A 16,209-nucleotide genomic window follows, 5' to 3' on the forward strand; every position below is an offset into this window, starting at 1 on the left:
AACGACCGGACCTTTGGCTAGCATACGCCCGGCCGCGGGCGCCCTGGTCGGTTTGGCTGGACCGGACGTTGACCAGATGAGGGCGCCGCCGCGAAGGATCCGAGGAGATTGCATGTCGATCGATATCGTCCGAGGTGAGCTCGAGCGCCTCTTCTCGCTCGATGAAATGACCGCGCTGTCGAGCGAGCTGCTCGGGCTCGATCCGGCCCAGGTGGGAGGCGCCGCCTCGAAGGCATCCTTCGCGCGCGCGCTCGCGGACCGTTGCTTCGAGAACGACGCAGAGGCCGCGCTGGTCGACGCGATCCTCGCAGCGAGGCCCGAGGCCGGCGCGTCGCTCCGCGAGCTCGCGAAGAAGGGCGCGATCGCCGAAGCCGAGCTCAAGAACGGCGAGGCGTTTGGCTCCTTCACGGTGACGCGCAAGATCGGCGAGGGCCCGCGCGCCTTCGTCTACGCGGCGACGCGCAAGGCCGAGGGCGAAGGCAAGCCCGAGGAGCGGATCCTCAAGGTCTTCCGCAAGGACGCCGCGTCGGGTCCACGCGCGCTCCATCGTTTCCTCACGGCCGTGCGGCTCGCCGCGAAGGTCGAGCACGAGAGCCTGCCCGCCTCGCTCGAGGCCGGCGTCGTCTCGGGTCGCGCGTACGTCGCGTACGCGCCCATCGACGGCCAGCCGCTCGCCGCGCGCGTCACGCGCACGGGCGCGCTGCACATCAACGAGGCGCGCGAGATCGTCCGGCAGGTCCTCTCGGCGCTCGCCGCGCTGCACGAGGCTCGCTTCGTGCACGGCAACGTCAAGCTCGACAACGTGCTCGTCGGCCGCGGCGAAGGCGGCAAGGTCCGCGCGTACCTCGTCGACGCCGGCTGCGATCGCATGATCCGCGCGGGCTGGCCCGAGGGCGTCCCTCAGATCACGCGGAACCTCTCTCCGGAGCAGATCCGCGGCGGGCTCGTCGACACGCAGAGCGACGTCTACGCCTTCGGCACCCTGCTCTTCGAGCTGCTCGCGGGCAAGCCGGCGTTCACCGGCGAGACGTCCGCCGACGTCGCTGCCGCGCACCTCGTCCGCGAAGCGCCCGCCGCGTCCACGGTCGCGCCGAAGGGCTGGGTCAACAAGGAGCTCGACGAGATCATCACGAAGCTGCTCCAGAAGGACCCGAGCGCTCGCCCCAAGGGCGCGCGCGGCGCGCTCGATCTCGTCGATCCCAAGGCCAAGGAGGCCGAAGAGGCGCCCAAGGGCAAGACGTTCACGGACGAGGAGATCAACGACCTCGCCGACCTCCTGCTCGCCGATCCGACGGATCACGACTCGGCCCTCGCGCTGGAGAGCGCGTCGCGTGACGGCGCCGATCCGCACAAGGTCGCCGAGGCCTTCGTGATCGCGGCCTCCGAGGTCGACGAGGGCGAGAGCGCGGGCGAGAAGATCAAGGCCGCGGAGACGAAGAAGCAGCTCCTCTTCCGCGCCGCCCGCACCTACGAGAACGTCGCGAAGGATCTGGAGAAGGCCGAGGGCGTGCTCCAGCAGATCGTCGAGCTCGACGAGGACGACGACGTCGCGTTCAGCGCGCTCGAGGACGTGCGCCGGCAGCTCGGCAAGCACGAGGAGGTCGTCGAGATGCTCCTCGAGCGCAGCGAGAAGGCGCAGGATCCGCCGGCTCGAGCGCGCGCGCTGAACGAGATCGGCCGCCTGTACGTGCGCGAGCTCGAGGACGTCGAGCAGGGCGTCTTCGCCTTCGCGCAGGCGCTCTCCATCCTCCCCGAGAACCAGGACTACTCGAAGGATCTCGAGCGCGCGGCCGGCAGCGACATGAAGATCTGGGCCGAGGCGCTGCAGATCCTCAGCACCGCGACGACCAGCGCCGAGATGTCGACCGAGTCGAAGATCGCGCTCTTCAACCTGCTCGGGCGCTGGTACTCCGAGAAGATCGCGCGCCCCGACATGGGCCTGCCTTGCTTCCAGGCCGTGCTCTCGGCCGAGCCCGGGCACGACGGCGCGCTCGACGGCATGGCGCAGCTCTACCGCCGCGCGCAGCAGTGGCAGGAGCTCTGCCAGATCCTCCAGACCCGCGCCGATCGCGCCGCCACGCCGGAGCGCTCGCGCGAGATCCGCGCCGAGGCCGCCGAGGTGCTGGAGACGCGGCTCAACGACGCCTCGCGCGCCCGCGACCTCTACGAGCACATCTTCCAGGAAGATCCGAGCAACGACAAAGCCGCCGACGCGCTCGGCCGCATCTACCACCGCCAGGAGGACTGGGCCGGCTACGCGAAGATCCTCGAGCGCCGCGCCGACGCGCTCCGCGGCGAGGCTCGCGTCGACGCCATCTGCAAGGTCGCCGAGCTCTACGAGGATCAGCTCAACGACCTCGGCGAGGCCACGCGCCGCTACGAGGCCGCGCTCGACGTCGACCCGCACAGCCTCACCGCGCTGCGCGGCCTCGACCGCATCTACAACCGCACGGGCCGCTACAAGGAGCTCGTCGGCAACCTGGAGAAGCAGATCTCGATCAGCGCGACGCCTCGCCAGAAGATCAACCTCTACGAGCGGCTCGCCGGCATCCACGACGAGCAGTTCCTCGATCACGGCAAGGCCGCCGAGGCGTACGAGGCGATCCTCCAGATCGATCCGGCGCACGAGGGCACGCTCACCGCGCTCATGCGGCATTACCGCGCGCTCGAGCGCTGGGAGGACGTCGTCTCGCTCTACGAGCGCCTCCTCCGCATCGTCACCGAGGACAAGCGCGTGATCGAGCTGCTCCTCGCGATGGGCCGCGTGCTCGTCGAGCAGGTCGGATCGCCCGAGCGCGCCTCCAAGGCCTACGAGAAGGTCATGGAGATCGATCCGCAACACGGCGGCGCGCTCGAGTCGCTCGCCAACGTCCGCGCCGCGTCCGGCGACGCGATGGCGGCGCTCTCCGCGATCGAGTCGCTCGCCGTGAAGGCCACGACGCCCGAGACGCGCGCCGACCTCTGGATCCGCGCCGCCAAGCTCCTCGACGACAAGGGCGATCGCGACGGCGCGATCGAGCGTTACAAGAAGGCCCTCGACGCCCAGCCGGGCAACGTCGCGGCCTCCACCGCGCTGCGCGCCGCCTACCTCGCGCGCGGCGACGCCACGAGCGCCGTCGAGCTCCTCGGCCGCGAGATCGACGCCGCCGAGGGCAACCTCGCCAAGGCGCGCCTCTACGGCGAGATGGCCTTCCTCCTCCACGAGAAGCTGAAGGACACCGAGCGCGCCCAGGCCGCCGCGACGAAGGCGATCGACCTCGACCCGACGAACATGAAGGCGCTCTACGTCTCGGGCGAGATCGCCTTCAACGCGACCCGCTTCGTCGAGGCCGCGAAGCACTTCGAGTCGCTGGCGAACCGCTCCGACGCGATGCCGAAGGACCTCGCGCTCGACGTGGTCAGCCACTACATCGACGCGCTCAGCAAGAGCGGATCGACCGAGAAGGCCGTCTCCGTCCTGCCGACCCTGCTCGCGCTCGCGCCCGACGTCCCGGAGGCGATCCGCCGCGCGGCGAAGGTCCGCTACGACGCCAAGCAGTACAAGGAGAGCGCCGCGCTCTACGTCGATCTCACGAACCGGTTCGGCGACAAGCTCGAGCCCTCGGATCGCGCCGAGGCGATGCTCTACCTCGGCCAGGCGCGGCTCTCGCTCGGCGAGGTCGAGGAGGCGGTCCTGCCGCTGCTCGACGCGGCCGACCTCATGCCCGAGGCCCCCGAGCCCATCGCGGCGCTCGTGCGCCTCTACGAGGCGAAGAAGGACTGGGAGGAGGTCATCCGCCTCAAGATGCGCCGCATCGACGTCGTCAGCGGCGAAGAGCGCGTCGCGCTGCTGCTCGACGTCGGCGACATCATGGCGGCGCAGCTCGGCGATCGCACGCGCGCGGCGAAGAGCTACGTGGCCGCGCTCGACGAGAGGCCGGACGATCGGAAGATCCTGACCAAGCTGATGCAGCTCTACAGCGAGGAGAAGGACTGGTCGAAGCTCATCGAGGTCGTCCTCAAGCTCGCGAGCAAGATCGACGACAAGCGGCAAAAGGCGAAGTACATGCACACCGCCGCGATCGTGAGCGCCCGTCAGCTCGGCGACATCGACAAGGCGATCGAGTACTACGACCAGGTCCTCGAGCTCGATCCTTCGCTCGACAAGGCGCTCACCGAGGCGATCGAGGTCCGCGAGCAGAAGGGCGATTGGGAGGGCGTGGAGCGCCTCTACCGCGTCGATCTCGAGCGAGCGACCGATCACAACGACACGCCGAAGATGCTCGCCACGATGGAGAAGCTCGGCGCGCTCTACAAGGACAAGCTCGGCGCGATCGCCGACGCGATCGACGCCTACGAGGCCGCGCAGACGCTCGATCCCGAGAACCACGAGCGCGAGGAGCAGCTCGCCAAGCTCTACGCGAGCGACCCGGCGCAGTACCTCGACAAGGCCGTGTCCGCGCAGGCGATCCTGCTCCGCAGAAACCCGTACCGCCCCGAGCCCTACAAGCTCCTGCGCAAGCTCTACACCGAGTCGAAGCGAGCGGACGCGGCCTTCTGCCTCTGCCAGGCGCTCACGCTGATGAGCTTCGCCGAGCCCGACGAGGAGCGCTTCTTCAAGCGCATGCGCTCGGACACGGCCGCCGCGGCGCAGGTCCCGCTCGGCGAGGAGGACTGGTTCGCGAACCTCACGCACCCGGACGCCGACCCGCTGCTGACGAACGTCTTCGCCGTCATCCAGCCGGCCGTGATCATGAAGAACGGCCAGCCGCTCGAGGCGCTCGGTTATCAGATGGCGTACGCGATCGACCTCATGCGGCACCCGTATCCGCTCTCGCAGACGATCGTGTTCTCGGCGGGCGTGCTGGGCCTCGAGTTGCCGCTCTGCTTCCAGAATCCCATGGATCCTGGAGGGATGAGCTTCCTGCACGCGCACACGCCCTCGATCGTGCTCGGCGCCGCCGCGCTCGCCGCGGAGGTGCCCCCGCAGATGGGCGCGTTCATCGCGAGCCGCCACCTCACGTACTACCGGTCCGGCATGTACCTTCGGCACCTCGTCCCCACGGGCACGGGGCTCCGCGCGTGGCTCTTCGCGGCGATCAAGCTCATCTCGCCGAACTTCCCGATCTCCAAGGACATCGAAGGTCCGGTGAAGGAGAACCTCGCGGTGATCGAGTCGACGATCACGGGCGCGCGCCGCGACGAGCTCGCGAGCGCAGTGACGAAGCTGCTTCAGGCCGGCGCCATCGACCTGAAGAAGTGGGTCGCGGGTGTCGACCTCACGGCCGATCGTGCGGGCTTCATCGTGGCGAACGACCTCGAGATCGCGCACGAGATCATCAAGGCTGCCGACGACGCCTCGACCGCCGTGCCGCAGAAGGAGCGCCTCAAGGAGCTCACGCTCTTCGCGGTCAGCGAGGACTACTTCGCCATCCGCCAGAAGCTCGGCATCAACATCGACGCCTGAGCATCGCCCCAAACGCCCGGTCCAGGCCGTGCCTGGTCCGGGTCCAGGGGTGGACAACCCCTGGTCGGGGTCCGGGGTGAAACCCCGGGCGTTGCGCTTTGGCCCCCCAACGGTACGAATTGGCGCGACGCGGCCGCGCCATTCGTGCAAGAACAGCGGTTGACGGGCAAAATCCTTGGTTGCTACCCTCACGCCCCGTCGAAGGGGGCCGAGGGGCCCGACAGACTCATCGTGCCGTGTCGCCGCGGGGGGTTCTCCGAGCGACCGCTGGAATCACGCTCCATGGCGGCTAAAAAGACCCGTAAATTGGCCAAGAACACCAAGAAGAAGGCAGCTCCCCGAGCCAAGGCGAGTCGGCGCGCGGCCCCGCCGCGAAAAACCGCAGCGGCGAAGCTCAAAAAGAAGCCGCGCGCGCAGGCCACGAAGCGGGCGAAGCCAGCCGCCAAGAAGGCCGTCCGCAAGGTGGCCTCGACCACTGCCTCGCGCGCGAAACGCGTGGCCGTGGTGAAGAAACGCGCGGCCGTCAAGAAGGCCAAGGCCGCCGCGAAGCCGAAGAAAAAAGCGGCGGTCGTCCGCGCCAAACGCGCGCCGGTCCGAAAAGCGCAAAGCCCCGCGAAGAAGAGGGTCAAGCGCGCCATCACGAAGAAGAAGTCGAAGAAGGTCGCGCGTAAGCCCGTCCGCGCGGTCGAGCGCCGCGCGGCCCGCGTGATCCCGCGCAAGAAGAAGGCGGCGGTCACCAAGGTCAAGCGCGCCGCGCGCCCGGCCGCGAAGGCCACGAAGGCCCGCGCGGCCAAACGTGTCGCCAAGCCGGCACGTCCCAAGCGCCCCGCTCGCCCCGCCGCGAAGGCCCGCACGGTCGAGAAGGCCCGCAAGAAGGCCGAGCTGCGGGAGGCGCGGGAGGCCAGGGAGGCGCGGGAGGCCAAGGAGGCCAAGGAGGCCAAGGCCGCCGCCAAGGCTCGCGCCGCGCGCGAGGCGGAGGAGGCCGAGCGGCTCGCCGCCAAGGAGGCGCGCCGGGCGAAGAAGGACAAAGCGGCCCGCAAGGAGCGCAAGGAGAAGGAGGCCGAGAGGGCCCCGGCTCCGAAGGAGAAGGCCAAGGCCCTCCCGCTCAAGGAGAAGGGCAAAGTCGGCAAGGAGAAGCCGGCCGAGGAGCGGGCGCCCGCCGCCAAGGAAAAGGGCGGCAAGGCCAAGAAGAAGGGCAAGGAGGGCAAGCTCCTCAAGGCCGACAAGCCGCGTGAGGGTCGCCTCATCGCGGTGCGCGAGCCTGCCCCGCGTGTCGTGACCCTGCCGCTGCCGCTCCTGCCGCCGCAGCGCCGCGCGACCATCGAGGAGCGCTCCGAGATCATCGAGAAGCGCCTCGCTGCGCAGACCGAGGAGTTCCAGAAGAACTACACGGACCGCTTCGACATGTCGTGGATCTTCCACGACAGCGCGCTCGAGGGCGTCGTGTACACCTTCGAGGAGCTACGGACGGCGCTCTCCGGGTATGCCCCGCCGGTCTCGGACACGAACCTTCAGCCCACGTACGACGACATTCGCCGCCACAAGGAGGCGATCGAGTTCGTCCGCGATTACGGCAAGAAGAAGCTGCCCGTCACGATCGACGTGATCAAGAAGATCTACCTCATCCTCCATCCGGAAGAGGGAGACATCAAGACCGTCAAGTACCGGAAGGACATCCCGCAGCACCGGCTGTATTTCCACGAGTATGCGCCGCCGGACAAGATCGCCTACAAGGTGCGGCAAATCGTGGATTGGCTGAACGATCCCGAGACGCGCAAGACCCGCAATGGCCTGCGCATCGCGGCCCGCGCCCACTACGACCTGCTCCGCGTCTATCCCTTCCAGTCGGACAGCGGCAAGGTCGCGCGCCTGTTCATGAACCTCCTGCTCATCCGCTCGGGCCTGCCGCCGTCGATCATCCACTCGACCGAGCGGCAGCGGTACTACGAGGCCCTCAAGGGCTCGGCCACGACCGTGCTCCAGATGGTGCAGGAGGCGGTCGAGAACGCCCTCTCCAGCGTGGAGAAGCTCCTCGACGAGTACGAGACCCGAAAGCGCGCTTTCGTGAGCTGATCCGGAGACAAACGCGGCCCCTTTTCAGGAAGGGTTCCAGAAGGTAAAACCATCGCCCCGAAGGTGACGCTCTCTCGAGCGTGATCCCGGGGCGATGGCCATTTCACCGGGACCTCTGCCATGACCGCGACGAACCAGGCCCGAGCGCGCGCGCAGGACACCTTCAGGCGTCTGCGCCTGATCCACACCGACGCACACTGCGAGCTCGACCATGTGAACCCGTTCCAGCTCCTCGTCGCCACCGTGCTCAGCGCGCAGACGACGGACGTGCTCGTCAATCAGATCACGCCGAAGCTGTTCGCCCGCTGGCCCGACGCGAGATCACTCGCGGCGGCGCCGGTCGCCGAGGTCTCGGCGGTGCTGCGCGAGCGGCTCGGGATGTTCAACCAGAAGGGGAAAAACATCGTCGGGCTCGCGAAGAAGCTCGCGGAGAAGCACGGCGGCGAGGTGCCGCGGACACTCGCCGAGCTCGTGGAGCTGCCCGGCGTGGGGCGAAAAACGGCGAACGTGGTGCTCGGCGTCGCGTTTGGCAGGCCCGAGGGCGTCGTCGTGGACACGCACGTGCAGCGGCTCGCGCAGCGGCTCGGCTGGACCACGGAGACGAAGCCCGAGAAGATCGAGCCGGCGCTCTGCGCGCTCTTCCCGCCCGAAGACTGGAACATGGTGTCGCTCGTCTTGATCTTTCACGGGCGAAGGGTGTGCTTCGCGAAGAAGCCCGCGTGCGCCGCGTGCGGGGTGAACGACGCCTGTCCGAGCGCGTTCGCCGCGGAGAACGTGGGGCGCAAGCCGCCGAAGAAGCGGCCGGCCGTGGTCATCGAGGCGCCGAAGAAGAAGGCGACGGCGAAGAAGGTCGCGACGAAGAAGGCGGCCACGAAGAAGGCGGCCACGAAGAAGGCCGCGGCGAAAGGGAAGGGGAGCCGGAAGGGTTAACGGCCGCGGAAGGCCGTGACGAGCCGCTCGGCCGCCGTGTACGGATCGGTCTGCCGATGCGCCACGGCCTGCGCGGCCTCGTCGAGCGCGCCGCCGAGCTCGGCCATGGCCGCTTCGAGCAGCGCCTCGCGGAGCTGCGTGCGCATCGCCTCGCGCAGCCGCTCGAACCGCCGCGCCGCGCCGGCCTCCGTGCCCGTGAGCCACGCGTGATGCGCTTCGAGCTGCGTCACGAGCGCGGCCACGCCTTCGTCTCGCGTCGACACGGTGCGCGTCACGGGCGGGATCCACTTGTTCGCGTCGTGCCGCACCACCTGTTTCTGGATGTCGAGCGCGCCGGCCGCGTGTCCTCGGCTGTGCACGCCTGCCTTCACGACCTCACCACCGAGCGCGATCATCAGCTCGAGGTCTCGCACCGCGGCGTCTGCGCCCTCGCGATCCGCCTTGTTCACGGCGAAGACGTCTGCGCATTCGAGCAGGCCTGCCTTGATGGCCTGCACGTCGTCGCCGAGGCCCGGGGCCATCACCACGAGCGTCGTGTCCGCGGTGCGCGTGATCTCGAGCTCGTCCTGCCCGACGCCCACGGTCTCGACGAGGATCACGTCCGCGCCCCACGCGTCGAGCACGCGGATCACGTCCGCGGCAGAGCGAGACAAACCGCCGAGCGCGCCGCGCGTCGCGAGCGAGCGGATGAACACGTCGGGATCGCTGAAATGTGCCTGCATCCGGATGCGATCGCCGAGGATCGCGCCGCCGGAGAAGGGGCTCGTCGGATCGATCGCAACGACGGCGACGCGCTTGCCTTGCTTGCGCAAGACCGCGATGAGCCGATCCGTCAGCGTGCTCTTTCCCGCGCCGGGGTTGCCCGTGACGCCGATGGTCCAAGCGCGGCCCGTGTGCGGGAAGAGATCCTTCAGGATCGTGAGGTAGTCGCCGGCGCGATCGTCGGCCAGACGGCAGGCCCGGGCCGTGCCCCGCATGTCCCGGGCGAGCACCTTCTCGGCGAGCGGATGCACGGCGTGTCCGCTCCTAGACCCGCCGGAGATCGGGCTTCTTCGCGAGAATCCGATCGAGCCACATGTTCGTGATCTTCTCCTGCGCGCTGTTCGCGCGGAGGCGCGCCGAGAGGTTCTTGAAGTCGACGCGATCGATGGGTTGGTCCTGGTTGTAGCAGGTGAAGACGAACTGCTCCTTGCCCGTCTCCGGATCCACCCAGCGCTGCAGGCACTGCGCGCAGACCTCTTTCATCATGCACTGCATCGGCGAGTTGATGCTCACGATGCCCACGTGCTTCGGGTTCAGGTGCCGCGCGAGCACGCCGTGCCGCGCCTCGCGCACCGCGTTCATCATGCGATCGGAGCCGATGGCGATGATGCGGCTCACCTGCGCGAGCTTGAACATCTCGCCGCCGAGCGCGCCCTCGGCGTAGGCCTTCATCGCCTGCACGATGTTGCCGCGGAAGTGCCGATCCACGGGCCTGCGCGGGGCGATCTCCGCGCCGGCGTCCGTGCACCACACGACCTGATCCGTCGCGGCCTCGATCTCCTCCTGCTTGAAGAGATCCTCGCCGTTCTTGTAGCCCGCGAAGTACACGACGTTCGCGCCGCACGCCTTGAGCGCCTTCGCGATGGAGAAGAGCACCGCATTGCCGAGGCCGCCGCCCGCGAGCAGCACGGTCTCGCCCGTGGGGATCTCGGTCGGCGTGCCGGTCGGGCCCATGACGACGACCTCCTCGCCCACGCGGAGCGAAGAGAGCAGGCGCGTCGAGGTGCCCATCTCCAGCGCGACGAGCGAGAGCAGGCCCTTCTCCTTGTCGACCCACGCGCCCGTGAGCGCGATGCCCTCCATCGCGAGGCGCGTGTCGTCGACGACCTTCGAGGAGGCCTCGTAGTTCTGCAGCCGATAGAACTGGCCCGGCTCGAACTTCCGCGCCGCGGCGGGCGCGCGCACGACCACGTCGATGATCGTCGGCGTCAAGCGCTCGACCTTCACCACCACGGCCTTGAGGTCGTCGTCGAGCGACGCGAAGAGCGCGCGCCGCCGCTCGTCGCGCGTGGCCTGCGGCTCCTCGGCGAGGCGCTCGATGTCCTTCGCGAAGAGCGAGACCACGTGCGGGTAGGCGTCCTTCGCGCTCGCCATCGCCTTGACCACGCTGCCGGCGTAGTGCGGGTGGTTGTCGCCGTAGAAGCTCACCGCGTGCGCGCCGTCGCTGTAGCTCGTGAAGAAGCCCTCGCGCGGATCCGCGACGGCCTCGACCTTCAGCTTGCCCGACTCGTCGACGAACGCCTTGTGCGGCTGGAAGTACTGCTTCTTCTTGTCGAAGGCGAAGGTGCCGGGTTTTTCCTTCTCGTACATCACGTTCGGGCTCGTGCCCGCCGCGACACACACGCTGCGCGCCGCGAGCTCCACCATCTCGCCGCTCGCCGTCCACTTGCCGGCCTCGTCGACCTTCTGGCGCTCGAAGATCATGGCGCGCACGTGGCCGCGCTCGTCGAGGACCGCCTCGACCGGCGCCATGTTCTCGATGTACCGCACGCCCTCCTCGAGCGACTTCGCCACCTCTTCGTGGTTCAAGCGGTAGGCCGGCGAGTCGATCACGCGCTTGCGGTACACGAGCGAGACGCCGCCCCACGCGTCGAGCAGCTTCTGCAGGTTCGGCGCGCGCCCCTCGCGCTCGGCCTTCTCGCGCTCCTCGCGGATCTGCGCCGCGTGCGCGCGTTGCTCCAGGACGAACTCGCGCTCCTCCTCGTCGAAGGACGCCATCACCGCGGCCTCGCCGCGCTCGGCGATGAGCTTCGTGATACGCGTGTCGGTCTTCTCCGCCTGGATCATGTAGTAGGCGATGAGCTCGGTCGCGGTGTCGATCGCCGTGAGGCCGCCGCCGATCACGATCGCCGGCAGGCGCACCTGCAGGTTCGCCAGCGACGAGCGCTTGTAAGCGCCCGTGAGCTGCAGGGCCATGAGGAAGTCGCTCGCCTTGCGGATACCACGCGCGACGTTGTTCTTGAGCGGGATGATCGTCGGCCGCCCCGCGCCCGCTGCGATCGCGACGTGGTCGAAGCCGAGTTTCCACGCGTCGTCGAGATCGAGCGTGCCGCCGAACCGCACGCCGCCGTAGGCGCGGAAGTTCTGGTGCCGCGCGAGCGTGACGTAGAGGACCGTGAGGAAGTTCTTGTCCCAGCGAACCGTGATGCCGTACTCGCTCACGCCGCCGAACCCGAGCAGGATGCGCTCGTCGAGCTCCGTGTAGAGTCTTTTGTAGTCCTTCACGGGCCGCGGCGGCCGCGTCGCGTCACCCGTGAGCTCGACCGGGAGCGGCTCGATCTTGAGCCCGTCGACGGCCGCGACGGCAAATCCTTCGAGCGCCAGGTGGTGCGAGAGCGTGTACCCCGCGGGCCCGAGGCCCACGACGAGCACGTTCTTGCCGATGTACGGGCGCGGGTGCGGCCGCTTCACGTTGAGCGGGTTCCAGCGCGAGAGCAGGCCGTAGATCTCGAAGCCCCAGGGCAAACCGAGCACGTCCGTGAGCACGCTCGTCTCGATCTGCGGGATGTTGACCGGCTCCTGCTTCTGGTAGACGCACGCCTTCATGCAGTCGTTGCAGATGCGGTGACCGGTGCCGGGCAGCATCGGGTTGTCGATGCAGACGAGCGCGAGCGAGGCGATCGAGTCGCCCGCCCGACGCATCACGTGCATCTCGCTGATCTTCTCGTGCAGCGGGCAGCCGTTCAGCGCCACGCCGATCGGGTTCGGCTTGATCGCGCCGGTCTTGTTGTCGCGCAGGCCCTTCGAGCACGAGTCCTTGTCGCGGTCGTGGCAGTAGAGGCAGTAGTCGACCTCGCTCTCGACCTCGCGCGCGGTGCCGCGCCGATCGGTGAGCGCGAAGCCGTCGCGATGGCGGCGCTCGTGCTCGGGGCCGACGAAGAGCTCGGGCAGCTTCTCGTCGGCGCGGCGGAGCTGGACGAGCTGGTTGTGATCGAGGTTGTGCGGCGCCTTGAGCGAGGACCAGCGCCGCGCCGGGTCGTGATGATCGGCGCGCCGCGCCGCGAGCCAAGCCTCCACCGCGTCGAGCGCAAACGCGACGACGACGCCGTCCTCCGCGTCGGTGGGCGCATCCCCCGCGACGGAAACGGCCGCCGCGGCGACCTGCGAGAGCATCGGATCCGCGACGATCGCGGCCCGCACCTTCGCCGCCTTCTCGTGCAGCTCCGGCGTCCACGAGGCGCCGCCGGACTTCGCCGCCTTGCGCGCGACCTCGTCGATCTCGACGAGCGCGATCGTCGCCCGCGCGACCGCGAGCTCCTCCGCCTCGGAGCCACACTCGAGCCGGCTCGACTCCGCGCCGACCGCGGCGAGCGCGCGCCGCGCCGCGTGCGCAGCCTCGACGGCCGTGCCTTTCCACGCCTTGCCCGCGCCGGGCTTGAAGAGGCGCTTCTTCGCGAAATCCTTCTTGAAGGCCCAGAGCGGCGAGCGCTCCTCGGCGCCCGCGGCGAGGGCCTCCACTTCACGCTCCACGCCGAAGAGGCGCGCGACGAACCGCGACAGGTGCGGCGCGCCGGCGAGCAAGGCCTCCGAGATCTCCTCGGCGCTCATGCCGCTCCCCTGGCACGCGCGGTAGCTCGAGAACCGCGCGTACCCCGTGGGATCCGCGGCCTCGAAGTACGCGTAAAACCGCCCCGTGAGCTCGGCCAACCGGCCGGCGTCGAAGAGATCGGCGTACTCGAACCCTGGCTCGCCGAGGGCGAGGTCGGAGGGCTCGGAGGTGGCGTTCACCCAGGAGGAGAAGTCGACTTGCAGACCGTCTTGCATCACCAGCGTTCCTGTCGTGACTGCTGTCTTTAGCGATGAAATATGGGGAAGCCACCCCGGCGAATGAAGGGGACGCGTGGAGATTCGCTCACGCCTGTCCGGCCCGTTCGCCTTATTCGGGGCCTCCTAGAACCGTAGTCGTTCGATCGTGCGGGTAGACATCTTGCCGGCGACCACGTCCGGATCCCGGAGGAGAGCCTGGTGCAGCGGGATGTTCGTGCGGATGCCGCCGATGATGAACTCGTCGAGCGCAGCGCGCATGCGAGCGATCGCTTCCGCGCGCGTGGCGCCGTGCGTGATCACCTTCGCGAGCATGGGGTCGTAGCTGTTCGGCACGCGGAAGCCGCCGTAGACGCCCGAGTCGACGCGCACGCCGCCGCCGCCGGGCGGCAGGTACTCGGTGATGAGGCCGGGCCAGGGGACGAACGTGCGCGGATCTTCCGCGTTGATCCGGCATTCCATGGCGTGCCCGCGCAGGCCGAGCGCGCGCCCGCTCGGGAGCGTGAGCGCCTCCCCCGCGGCGGCGCGGATCTGGTTCTCCACGAGATCGATGCCCGTCACCATCTCCGTGACCGGATGCTCGACCTGCACGCGGGTGTTCATCTCCATGAAGTAGAGATGGCCCTGCTCATCCATCAGGAACTCGAGCGTCCCGAGCGAGGTGTAACCCGTCTCGACGAGCGCGCGGGTGCAGGCCGCGGAGAGCTCGGCGCGTTTGTCCGGGGTCATGGCCGGGCTCGGCGCCTCCTCGATGACCTTCTGGTGCCGCCGCTGCAGGGAGCACTCGCGCTCGCCGAACGTGAAGATGTGGCCGTGGTTGTCGCCGAGCACCTGCAGCTCGATGTGCCGCGGCTCCTCGACGAACTTCTCGAGGTAGACGTCCGGGTTCTTGAAGCCCGCCTGCGCCTCGCTCGTCGCCGTCTCGAACGCGCGCCGGATCTCGCTGTCGTCACGCACGACCCGCATGCCGCGACCGCCGCCGCCGCCCGCGGCCTTGAGGATCACGGGGTAGCCGATCTGCGCGGCCTGCACCGCGGCGTCCTCGGCGTCACGCAGCACGGTCGTGCCCGGGAGGAGCGGCAGGCCGAACCGCTTCGCAGCTTCCCGCGCGCGGACCTTGTCGCCCCAGAGGCGCATCGCCGCGGGCGTGGGGCCGATGAAGGTCAGGCCGCAGCGCCGGCAGAGCTCGGCGAACTCGGCGTTCTCCGAGAGGAACCCGTAGCCCGGGTGGACCGCCTCGGCGCCCGTGATCTCGGCCGCGGCGATGATCTGCGGGATGTTGAGGTAGCTGCGCCGCGGATCGGCCGGACCCACGCACACGGCCTCGTCGGCGAAGCGCACGTGCGGCGCGCTCGCGTCGACGTCCGAGTGGATGGCAACCGTACGGATGCCGAGGGTGCGGCACGCCCGCACGACGCGCATCGCGATCTCGCCGCGGTTGGCGATGAGGATCTTGCCGAACAAGGCGCTTACCTCTCTGCCGCGGCGGCCCTACGCGCGCCTGAGCTTGAAGAGCTTCTGCCCGAACTCCACCGGCTTGCCGTTCTCGACGAGGATCTCGACGATCGTGCCCGACTGCTCGGACTCGATCTCGTTCATCAGCTTCATCGCCTCGACGATGCAGAGCGTCTGTCCTTCTCGAACCACGCTCCCGACCTCGACGAAGGCCGGCGCGTCCGGGGAAGGGGAGCGATAGAAGGTGCCGACGAAGGGCGACGTCACGTAGTCGACCGGCTCCGTGGGCGCCGCCGGCTGAGCCGCACCGGCGACGGGCGGCGCGACACCAGCGACCGGCGCGGCGCGCTCCTCGTAGGCGACGACGCGCGCGCCGCTCGTCCCGCGCACGAGCCGGATGCGCGCGTGTTCGTCCTCGAACTCGAACTCGGTGACGTTGCGCTTCTCGAGGACACGAAGCAGCGTCCGGAGCTGCTTGAGGTCGATGTTCATGCCGATCCCGTTCCCGCGCATGAGGCGGCCCTTCGTCCGAGAAGCAGCCGCCCGAGCCGGGGTGTTTTCTAGCGGAAGACCGCCAAAAAGGAAGGAGATTCGAGGGCAAGGGACGTCACGGGCGTGACGTCCTACGTCAGCGGCCTCGGTGCTGCAGGTGATACACGAGCCCCAGCAAACCGAGGACGTACGACGCAGGGCCGAAGCCCGCGACCGTGCCGAGACACGCGCCGGCCGTGATCGAGTGGTGACGGAATGGCTCGCGCGCCGCGGTGTTCGTGATGTGCACCTCGACCACGGGTAGGCCACTCGCGCGGATGGCGTCGTGCAGCACGACCGAGGTGTGGGTGAGGCCGGCCCCGTTCATGACGATGCCGTCGAAGCCCTCGTCTGCGGCGCGGCCGATCGCGGTCACGAGCTCGCCTTCGTGGTTCGACTGAAGGAAGGCGACGTCGACACCCTCGCTCCGCGCGACCTCCTCGACGGCTTTGTGGATGTCGTCGAGGGTGGTCGTTCCGTAGATGGAAGGCTCGCGCTTGCCGAGCCGGTCGAGGTTCGGCCCCGAGACCACGAGGACCCGCTTGCGCGCTTCGCCGGCGCTCACATGTCCTTGAGCAGCACGGGCGCCTTGACGCGGAGCATGTACCTCGCTTTGCCGACGTTGCCGTCCGGCCGCACGGAGACCGCGACGAAGTGCCGCTCGTTCAGCACGCGGATCACCGTCGTGACCTTCGCCGCCTGGATCGCGATCTCGGCGGTGTCGCCGGCCTCGAGCATCTGGGCCGCGCGCTGGATCGACTTGATGACGACGCTGAACTCCGCGCCGATCGTGTTGATGTCGAAGGGGGCGTCGGGCTTCGAGTAGCTGTCGACCGGGATGCCCTCGAAATCCATGAGGAGGCTGGCGATGCCACCCTCGGTGCCTTCGACGACCTCCTTGAGGACGCTCTGGAACATGGGCTGAAACCTTAGCGAAACCAGAGGCGGACGGGAAAAAGAAAGGGGAG

9 protein-coding genes are annotated in these 16,209 nt (G+C 68.9%); 3 read left to right on the forward strand and 6 right to left on the reverse strand.

The window, feature by feature from the left end; genetic code table 11:
* Positions 1–112 precede the first annotated feature (112 nt).
* The 3 genes from GF068_RS01095 to nth all read left to right on the forward strand — a co-directional run bounded on the left by GF068_RS01095 (position 113) and on the right by nth (position 8,449).
* On the forward strand, positions 113–5,446 hold the full coding sequence (locus tag GF068_RS01095) for a serine/threonine-protein kinase (RefSeq protein ID WP_170319241.1): 5,334 nt from the start codon (positions 113–115) through the stop codon (positions 5,444–5,446).
* 306 nt (positions 5,447–5,752) lie between these two features.
* Positions 5,753–7,519 (forward strand): Fic family protein, encoded by a 1,767-nt coding sequence (locus tag GF068_RS01100; RefSeq protein WP_240806560.1) that lies wholly within the window; start codon positions 5,753–5,755, stop codon positions 7,517–7,519.
* A gap of 120 nt (positions 7,520–7,639) precedes the next feature.
* Positions 7,640–8,449: an endonuclease III gene (nth, locus tag GF068_RS01105; RefSeq protein WP_153817435.1), complete on the forward strand. Its 810-nt coding sequence runs from the start codon at positions 7,640–7,642 to the stop codon at positions 8,447–8,449.
* Here the strand turns inward: nth and meaB are convergent.
* The 6 genes from meaB to GF068_RS01135 form a co-directional block, all read right to left on the reverse strand.
* Entirely contained in the window at positions 8,446–9,462 is a 1,017-nt protein-coding gene (gene meaB / locus GF068_RS01110) for a methylmalonyl Co-A mutase-associated GTPase MeaB (RefSeq protein WP_338046150.1), read from the reverse strand. The two genes, nth and meaB, sit on opposite strands and share 4 nt — an antisense overlap.
* 13 nt (positions 9,463–9,475) lie before the next feature.
* Positions 9,476–13,255, reverse strand: coding sequence for an FAD-dependent oxidoreductase (locus tag GF068_RS01115; RefSeq protein ID WP_153817436.1), 3,780 nt, complete (start codon positions 13,253–13,255; stop codon positions 9,476–9,478).
* Positions 13,256–13,381: 126 nt separating this feature from the next.
* Positions 13,382–14,719 carry an acetyl-CoA carboxylase biotin carboxylase subunit gene (gene accC / locus GF068_RS01120; RefSeq protein WP_153817437.1) on the reverse strand — a complete coding sequence of 446 codons (1,338 nt, stop codon included), beginning with the start codon at positions 14,717–14,719 and terminating at the stop codon, positions 13,382–13,384.
* Between the two features lie 27 nt (positions 14,720–14,746).
* Complete coding sequence (accB, locus tag GF068_RS01125; protein WP_240806561.1) at positions 14,747–15,223, reverse strand: acetyl-CoA carboxylase biotin carboxyl carrier protein; 477 nt, start codon at positions 15,221–15,223, stop codon at positions 14,747–14,749.
* Between the two features lie 115 nt (positions 15,224–15,338).
* The gene (aroQ, locus tag GF068_RS01130) at positions 15,339–15,806 is read right to left on the reverse strand and encodes a type II 3-dehydroquinate dehydratase (protein ID WP_338046151.1); all 468 of its coding nucleotides are present in this window, start codon (positions 15,804–15,806) and stop codon (positions 15,339–15,341) included.
* A complete protein-coding gene (locus tag GF068_RS01135; protein WP_153817438.1) occupies positions 15,803–16,159 on the reverse strand; it encodes a roadblock/LC7 domain-containing protein in 357 nt (118 codons plus the stop codon). Before GF068_RS01135 ends, aroQ begins: the two co-directional genes overlap by 4 nt.
* Positions 16,160–16,209 lie beyond the last annotated feature (50 nt).

The organism is Polyangium spumosum, from assembly GCF_009649845.1.
Classification (GTDB): Bacteria; Myxococcota_A; Polyangia; order Polyangiales; family Polyangiaceae; genus Polyangium; species Polyangium spumosum.